This window comes from Actinomycetota bacterium, from assembly GCA_005774595.1.
GTDB lineage: Bacteria > Actinomycetota > Coriobacteriia > Anaerosomatales > D1FN1-002 > D1FN1-002.
Window position 1 is genome coordinate 1 of sequence record VAUM01000068.1, and the last position, 7,750, is coordinate 7,750.

General features: G+C 72.1%; 8 protein-coding genes. All 8 read right to left on the reverse strand.

The window, feature by feature from the left end; all coding sequences use genetic code 11:
* Positions 1 to 173 (reverse strand): tetratricopeptide repeat protein (locus FDZ70_04270; protein TLM78313.1); only part of this gene is annotated, 173 nt, incomplete at its 3' end.
* The gene (locus FDZ70_04275; protein ID TLM78314.1) at positions 170 to 475 is read right to left on the reverse strand and encodes a hypothetical protein; all 306 of its coding nucleotides are present in this window, start codon (positions 473 to 475) and stop codon (positions 170 to 172) included. The genes FDZ70_04270 and FDZ70_04275, both read right to left, overlap by 4 nt.
* Positions 472 to 1,038 carry a GTP cyclohydrolase I FolE gene (gene folE, locus FDZ70_04280; GenBank protein TLM78315.1) on the reverse strand — a complete coding sequence of 189 codons (567 nt, stop codon included), beginning with the start codon at positions 1,036 to 1,038 and terminating at the stop codon, positions 472 to 474. The genes FDZ70_04275 and folE overlap by 4 nt, the downstream gene beginning before the upstream one ends.
* Before the next feature lie 182 nt (positions 1,039 to 1,220).
* A complete protein-coding gene (locus FDZ70_04285) occupies positions 1,221 to 2,141 on the reverse strand; it encodes a type II secretion system F family protein (protein ID TLM78316.1) in 921 nt (306 codons plus the stop codon).
* Positions 2,142 to 2,146: 5 nt separating this feature from the next.
* Positions 2,147 to 4,087, reverse strand: coding sequence for a VWA domain-containing protein (locus FDZ70_04290; protein TLM78317.1), 1,941 nt, complete (start codon positions 4,085 to 4,087; stop codon positions 2,147 to 2,149).
* A gap of 12 nt (positions 4,088 to 4,099) precedes the next feature.
* Positions 4,100 to 5,461 (reverse strand): CpaF family protein, encoded by a 1,362-nt coding sequence (locus FDZ70_04295; GenBank protein TLM78318.1) that lies wholly within the window; start codon positions 5,459 to 5,461, stop codon positions 4,100 to 4,102.
* 7 nt (positions 5,462 to 5,468) lie between these two features.
* Positions 5,469 to 6,623 carry a hypothetical protein gene (locus FDZ70_04300; GenBank protein TLM78319.1) on the reverse strand — a complete coding sequence of 385 codons (1,155 nt, stop codon included), beginning with the start codon at positions 6,621 to 6,623 and terminating at the stop codon, positions 5,469 to 5,471.
* Positions 6,624 to 6,628: 5 nt separating this feature from the next.
* Complete coding sequence (gene cpaB / locus FDZ70_04305) at positions 6,629 to 7,432, reverse strand: Flp pilus assembly protein CpaB (GenBank protein TLM78320.1); 804 nt, start codon at positions 7,430 to 7,432, stop codon at positions 6,629 to 6,631.
* Between the last annotated feature and the right edge of the window lie 318 nt (positions 7,433 to 7,750).

Genomic DNA, 7,750 nt, shown 5'->3' on the forward strand with positions numbered 1-7,750 from the left:
TCGTCGTACCGGCCGAGCTCGCCGAGCGCGAGCGCCTCCTGCAACCGGATGCGGGGGTCGCCGGGCGCAAGCGACGCGGCCTCGCGAAGCGCCGCGAGCGCGCCCTCGTGGTCGCCGGCGGCGGCGAGCCGCTCGCCGCACCTCCAGGCCCGCGACGCGGCGAGGCCGATCACGCCGCGCTCCTCGCCCGCAGCGACGCCACGGCGATGCCGGCGCCGGTCGCCGCCGCCGCGAGGCCGGCCGCGATCGTGGCGATCTCCGGCATCGGCACGTACGCCGAGCCGGTCCCGATGGTCACCGCGGCGCCCACGGCGAACACGGCGAGCCAGATGACCGCGCCGACGAACCCCACGGCGATCGCCACCCCGCCGGCGCGGCGCCATCGGCCCGCCGCCGGCATAGCGGCAGCGGCGCCCCCGAGACACAGCAGCGCCAGCCCGAGCGACGCCCACGCGGACGCCAGCAGCGGTGTCACGAGCGGCCCGTGATGAGCGCCATGGCCTCGGCGCGCGTCTTCGACGACTGCTCGAACATGCCTCGCACCGCGCTCGTGGTGGTGATCGCGCCGGGCTTGCGCACGCCGCGCATCGACATGCACAGGTGCTCGGCCTCGATGACGACCATGACACCGCGCGGGCGGAGGTGCTCCACGATGGTGTCGGCGATCTGCGAGGTCATGCGCTCCTGGACCTGCAGGCGCCTCGCGTAGGTGTCGACCACGCGCGCGAGCTTGGACAGCCCGCAGATGCGCCCCGACTCGCCCGGGATGTACGCGACGTGCGCGCGGCCGAGGAACGGCACCATGTGGTGCTCGCAGACCGAGTAGAGCGGGATGTCGCGCACGAGCACCATCTCGCTGTGCCCCTCGGAGAACGTCACGCAGAAGTGCTGCGCGGGATCCTCGCCTGTCCCTGCGAAGATCTCCTCGTACATGCGGGCGACACGCTCGGGCGTGTCCGCGAGCCCCTCTCGCGTGAGGTCCTCGCCGATGCCCTCGAGCACCAGGCGCACGCCCGCAGCGATCTTGTCGGTGTCCATCGCTTCTCCCGCACCCTTCGCGCACGCGGCCCTGCGGACGCCGCAATCATGCCACACGCCCGGACGGTCCGGCGCGGGACGCCTCCGGCGAAGGAGCGCCCCGCGCCATTCCGTCAGTATCCGCACCCGCAAGGAGAGGAGAGGCTCATGCGGGAACGGCTGGCGGCTTCAACAAGGGCCGCTCACATGAACAGGCCCATGATCCTCACCACGGCCGGGCCGCCGATGACGATCAGCGTCGACGGCAGGATGCACAGCACGAGCGGCACGACCATCTTGACCGGCGCCTTCTGAGCGAGCTCCTCGGCGCGCTGGCGGCGGCGAAGCCGCAGCTCGTCGGCCTGGGTGCGCAGCACGCGCGCGATGGACACGCCGAAGATGTCGGCCTGGATGATGGAGCTGGTGAACGCGGTCAGCTCGGGCACGTCTACGCGCTCGCCCATCGCACGGAGCGCCTCCTTGCGCGACGCGCCGGCCTGCACCTCCTGCAAGACGCGGCCGAACTCCTCGGGAAGCGGCCCGGTGGAGTTGCGTACGAGCTTGGAGAGCGCGGCGTCGAACCCGAGGCCCGCCTCGACCGAGACGGTGAGCATGTCGAGCATGTCGGGCAGCGCGAGGACGACGTCGTGCTGGCGGCGCCCCACGGCCCCGTCGAGCCACCAGTCGGGCACGAAGAACGCGACGATCGTGACGGCCGCCGTCACGAGGACCGCCGAGCCGACGCGCCATCCGCCGAACGCGGCCATCGCCGAGAACGCGGCGAGCGTGCCGAGCGCGGCGGCGGCCTTCGCGGTCGCGAGCCGGCCGATGCCGACCCCGCGCGGGCGTCCCGCGCGCTCGAGCTTGTCGCTGAGCCGGTCGCGGTAGTCCGCCGGCCACAGCGCGCGCGCGATCCGGGCGACGGCGTCCGCGGCCGGTCTGAGCACGCGCTGCGCGAACGGCTCGAGCAGCGGCTGGGCGACGCGCGCCTGTGCCGTCTCGTACCGTGACAGGTCGGCGAGGCGCCGGCTGACGCGCCGGTCCTCGGAGAACGCGAGCCCGAGCAGGCCGTAGGCGAGCAGCCCGGCGGCGGCGAACGTCACGAACGCGAACGTGGCCAACACGAGCGTCACACCTCGATCCGGGTCACGCGCCACATCCACACGGCGCCGACGAACAGGAGCACCACACCGAGCACGAGCATCGCGCTGCCGAACAGCGTGGTGTAGAGCGGCTCGAGGTAGTCGGGGGAGACGAGCAGCAGGATCGCCAGGATGACGAAGGGCAGCCCTACGAGTATGTAGGCCGAGATCCGCCCGTCGGCCGTGAGCGCGCTGATCTGGCGGCGCAGGCCCTCACGCTCCCGGATCGTGTTGCTGACCACGTCGAGGACCTCGGCGAGGTTGCCGCCGACCTCGCGTTGGACCGCGATGGCCGTCACGACGGCCTGGAAGTCGGTGCTGCGCATGCGGTCGGCCATGCTCTGCAGCGAGCGCTCGAGCGGCATCCCGAGCCGCGACTCGGCGTCCACGCGGCGGAACTCATCGCGCGAGGGCGCAGGTGCCTCCTGCACGACGAGCCCGATCGCTTGGCCGATGCCCCAGCCGCCCCGGAGCGAGCTGGCCATCATGGACAGCACGTCGGGCAGCTGCGCCTCGAAGCGCATGCGCCGGCGCTCCGCGGCGTTGGCGAGCAGCACCATCGGCAACGCCGTCACGACGAGCACGACGAGGATCGCCAGCGCGAAACTGCCGGCCAGCAGCTCGGTCACCATGCCGAGGCCCACGACCGCGAGCAGGTGCACCGTGATGTACTCGGCTGGCCGCAGCGGCAGTCCGGCGGCCTCGAGACGCTCGGCCACGAACTCGAGCATGCCGCGCTTGCCGGCGACCTCGCCGACGGCCCCGACGACCTTCGCCCGGACCTGGTCGGCCATGCCGCCGGCGTCGCCGCCGGCATCGGCATGGAGCTGGTCGTAGTACTTGAGCTGGGCGAGCGTGTTCGGCTCGCGGACGAAGATGAGCAACAGGCCGACGCCGAGCGCCGCGGCCGACAGGAACGCGAGCGCGGTGACGGCCAGCAGGCGCCACGGATCCTCGCCAACCTCCGGGAGCACCGGCTCCGCTCCGGCGACCTCGCCGGCGAACAGCGGGTTCGGGAACGCGAACGCGGCCGCGGCCGCGGCGCCCCCGGACTCGGCGGTGATGTCGACCTCGAGGTCCTTCGTGCCCGGGCGCGCGCTCGTGTACGTGAGCGTCCACCCGCCCGCGATCTCGGTCGCGATGCCCTCGAACAAGCCGGACAGCGTCGCGGTGTCCTTCACACCGAGGAGCCGGCCACCGGTGCCGGCGGCGAGCAGGCGCAACGCCTGCGGGTCGTACTCGTCGGACTCGATCGCCACCGCGTACAGCCCGGCGCCCGACGCCTGCAGCGCCTTCATCGCCGCGTCGAACGACGCGTTCGAGACGGTGTCGCCGCCGTCCGAGAGAAGGACGATGCTGCGGCGGGGCTCTCCACTCGCAGCGACCGGCGCGAGCGCCGCCGCCCGCATGAGCGAGTCGTACAGCGCGGTCTCACCCCGGGCGTACACGCCGTCGATCGCGGAGCCCAGCGCGGCGCGGTCGGCCGTGTAGCCGGTCAGCACTCTGGGCTCGTCGCCGATCGCCACGACCGCGACGCGCGCATCGGCCCCCAGGCCGTCGAACAGCTTGGCCGCAGCGGCCTTGGCGTCGGCCATCGGGCGGCCCTCCATCGAGCCGCTCGTGTCGATGACCAGCACCACCCACGCGGGCTCGGCCTCGCCCTTCGTCGTGCGCGCCTCGACATCGACGTCGCGCACCGCCGACCCGTTCTCGGCGAGCGTGAACGCCGGCGTGCCCGACGCGGCGTGCAGTTCCGCCGGCAGCGAGACGTGCAGCCTGACCACCGGGTACGCGGACGTGTCGACGTCCTGCACGACGAGCGCCGCCGGCGCAGGCGCGGACGCCGCCGCGAATGCGGCGGGCGACGCCATCGCAGCGGCAAGCCACACCGACAGCGCGATGATGACCCGCCTGGCCCAGGGGTTCATCGGAGGCCCCCTTCAGTCCCGCTCGGGCGGCTCGTACTCGAAGACGTCGACGGACAGCCGGATGCCGAGGTCCTCGAGCCGACGCGTGAACTTGGGCCGGATACCCGTCGACTTCAGGCGGCCGAGGAAGCGGCCTTCCGCGTCGATGCCGGCCGAGTAGTCGAAGTACGCGATGTCCTGCATGACGACGGCGTCGCCCTCCATCCCCTCCACCTCGGACAGGTGCGTGATGCGGCGCGTGCCGTCGCGCAGGCGCGTGAGATGGACGATGAGGTCGAGCGCCGCCGACGCCTGCTGGCGGATGGCGCGCACCGGCAGGTCGAAGCCGGCCATGAGCACCATCGTCTCGAGGCGTGACAGCGCGTCGCGCGGCGAGTTCGCGTGCACGGTGGACAGCGAGCCGTCGTGACCGGTGTTCATCGCCTGGAGCATGTCGAGCGCCTCGGCGCCGCGCACCTCGCCGACGATGATGCGGTCGGGCCGCATGCGCAACGAGTTGCGCACGAGGTCGCGGATGGTCACCTGCCCCTTGCCCTCGATGTTGGGCGGCCGCGACTCGAGGCGCAGAACGTGCGGCTGGTGCAGGCGCAGCTCCGCGGCGTCCTCGATCGTCACGATCCGCTCGTCGGCCGGGATGTAGCCCGACACCACGTTGAGCAGCGTCGTCTTGCCGGTGCCGGTGCCGCCCGAGATGAGCACGTTCAGGCGGCCGCGCACGCACGACTCGATGAGTTCGGCCGTCTTGGCCGACAGCGTCCCGAAGCCGATGAGGTCGTCCATCGTGTACGGGTCCGCCGAGAACTTGCGCACCGTGAGCATGGGCCCGTTGATGGCGAGCGGGTGCACGACGGCGTTGACGCGCGAGCCGTCCGCGAGGCGCGCGTCGACCATCGGCGAGGATTCGTCGATGCGCCGGCCGACTTGGCCGACGATCTTGTCGATGATGCGGCGCAGGTGGTCCTCGTCGACGAAGCGGCGCTCGGTGAGGTAGAGCCGCCCCGCGCGCTCCACGTAGATGGTCGACGGGTTGTTGACCATGACCTCGGTCACGGTCGGGTCGTGCAGCAGCGGCTCGATCGGGCCGTACCCGAGCACGTTGTCGATGACGTCGTCGATGATCTCGCGCTTGTCGGCGGCCGACAGCGGCGTGGCCTCGTCGTCGAGCAGCTTCTGCAGCCGCGACTCGATGGCCGCGCGCAGGGCGACGTCGTTGCGCTCCTCGGTGTCGAGCTCGGAGCGCATCTCCTCGATGAGCAGGTAGTGCAGGTTGCGCTTGATGGCGTCCTTGGCCTCGGTGGTCGCCGCGGACGAGCCCGAGGCGACGGACGCGGTGGCGGTCGCTCCTGCCGAGGCGAGCCGGTCCCTGAGCGACATGGCTCTCTCACGCCCCCTTCCGTGCGGCGGGCGACGCGGCCTCGTGCGCGAGCGCGAGGATGGCGCGGGCCACCTCGGACTTCGGCATCTCGAGCACCACCGGAACGCCCTTGTTGACCGAGCGCGGCACGATGCGGTCGCTCGGGATGTGCGCCACCACGCGGCCGCCGATGGCCGACTCGACCTCCGAGGCCTCGAGCAGCACCTTGCTGTCGGAGCGGTTGAGCACGATGCGCACGTGGGAGTCGGGATAGCCGAGCTGGCGCAGCTTCTGCAGCGAGATGCGCGTGTTCTTGATGCTCGCGACGTCCATCATCGTGACCACGAACACCTCGTCGCTGCGGTCGAGCGCCGCGAGCACGGCCTCCGAGAACGATGGCGACGTGTCGACCACCACGTAGTCGTACTCCTCGCGCATGAGATCGAGCACCTGGCCGATGCGCGCCGCCGAGATCGACTCGGCCTCCTCTGGGTGCAGCGGCGCGAGCAGCGCGCGCAGACCCGAGCCGTGCGTCTCCATGAAGCCGGCGAGCAGGTCGGCGTCGAGGCGGTCGAAGACCTGGGACGCGTCGTAGATGGTGTGGGTCGGCTGCAGGCCGAGCATGATCGCGACGTCCCCGAACTCGAGGTCAAGGTCGATCACGGCCACGCGCTTGCCCGTGTCGCGCGCGAGCGCGACGCCGAGGTTCGTCGCGAGCACGGTCTTGCCGACGCCGCCCTTGGTCGAGAAGACCGTCACGACCTTGGCGCGCGCGGCCTCCGCCGCCCCCTCGGCGACCGCGCCGCGCAACCGGCGGGAGGCCTCGAGGCCCCGGCCGATCGCGGCGGAGATGTCCTCGAGCGGGTCGGCGAGCGCCACGACGTCGTCCACGCCCGCGCGCAACGCCGCGCGCAGCAGGTCCGCGTCGACCGCCTCGGCGGCCAGCACGACGCCCGCGCCGCACTCGCCCGAGAGGCCCGGCATCGCCGCGTACACCGACGCCGGCTCGGTCCCGGGACCCGCGACGAGCACGTCGGCAGTGCGCTCGGCGACGATCGCCAGCGCACCCTCGAGCGTCGGCGCCACCGCCGTGTCGTCTGCGCACGCGCCCTTGGCGGCCGCGATGAGCCGCTGGCACGCCTCGCCCTCGGGCTCGGCGATCACGACGAGAGACGGGGTCATCGCCATCACTTCACGATCTGCGCGAACGGCGTGTAGACCGGGCCCTTGAACCACACCGGCGCCGGCTTCTTGGGCTCTTGCGCGTTCTGCGCGAGCAGCGCGAGGTGGACCTCGCCGATCTCGCGCGCGAACGCGACGCGCTCGCCGTCCTCGACGGACAGCCCGAGGGTGACGGTGCGGTACGTGAGCTCCTCGCCGGCGGTCCCGCCGCTGCGGCTGTTGAGCAGGCCGCCGCTGTCCTTCTGCTCGTCTGCGCCCGCGTTCGTCTGCTCGGCGGTGACCGCCGCGCCGACCGCGAGCACCTTCGCCTTGCCGACGACGGTCTGCGTGTACGCGGTCTTGGCCTGCCCATCGGGTTTGAACGTCGCGTAGACCACCACGTTGTCGCCCGGCTTCAGGAGCCCCGCGACACCCTTCACGTCGTCGACGTCGACGGACAGCGCCACGAGGTCTTGCGGCACGCTGTACGACAGGCCGGCCTCGCTCGGGTACTGGAAGCGGCTCTTCGTGAGCAGCTCGCCCTTGCCCACCGGCACCGCGAGCACCTGGTTGGCGACGAGGCGCGCCGACGACACGGCGTCGGCCGCGACCCACTGGCGCGGCACCTTCTCCTCGGCGACGAGCTTCTTCGCGATGAGCTCCTCGGCCGACACGCCGCGCGGCAGGTCCTGCTGCGCGACGAGCACCGCGACCGGCTCGTTCATCGCCGCGATGTCGGTGCGCGCACTGCGCAGGTACTGCGCGGCGACGACCGCCGCGACACCCCCCAGCACGAGCGCTGCGACAACGATCAGGATCTTGCTTCTCATGGCCGCCCTCTCCTCTCACAGGTGGCCGAAAGGACCTGTCCGCGCGTCGCGAGGACGCGCGCCGCTCCCTCGTGCCTACGGGTTCACCAGCCGCGCGGCCGAGATGCCGCCCGGAGGACCTCCGCCCCCGGGGGCCGGCGTGTACACGGACGGGTTGGCGAGGTACTCGATGAACTCGCCCTCGACGTCGCCGCCGTCGTAGGACGTGATGCGGAACGAGGCGAACCCCACCACGATCACCTCGTACGATCCGTTGCCCTTGTCCTCGTACTTCTCGACGACGGGGCACGCGATGACCAGTTCCTCACCCGGCTGCAG

Bases quoted from the DNA above. Each gene is read 5' to 3' on its own strand.
- folE (TLM78315.1), bottom strand. From the start codon at position 1,038: ATGGACACCGACAAGATCGCTGCGGGCGTGCGCCTGGTGCTCGAGGGC.
- FDZ70_04290 (TLM78317.1), bottom strand. From the start codon at position 4,087: ATGAACCCCTGGGCCAGGCGGGTCATCATCGCGCTGTCGGTGTGGCTT.
- FDZ70_04295 (TLM78318.1), bottom strand. From the start codon at position 5,461: ATGTCGCTCAGGGACCGGCTCGCCTCGGCAGGAGCGACCGCCACCGCG.
- FDZ70_04300 (TLM78319.1), bottom strand. From the start codon at position 6,623: ATGACCCCGTCTCTCGTCGTGATCGCCGAGCCCGAGGGCGAGGCGTGC.
- cpaB (TLM78320.1), bottom strand. From the start codon at position 7,432: ATGAGAAGCAAGATCCTGATCGTTGTCGCAGCGCTCGTGCTGGGGGGT.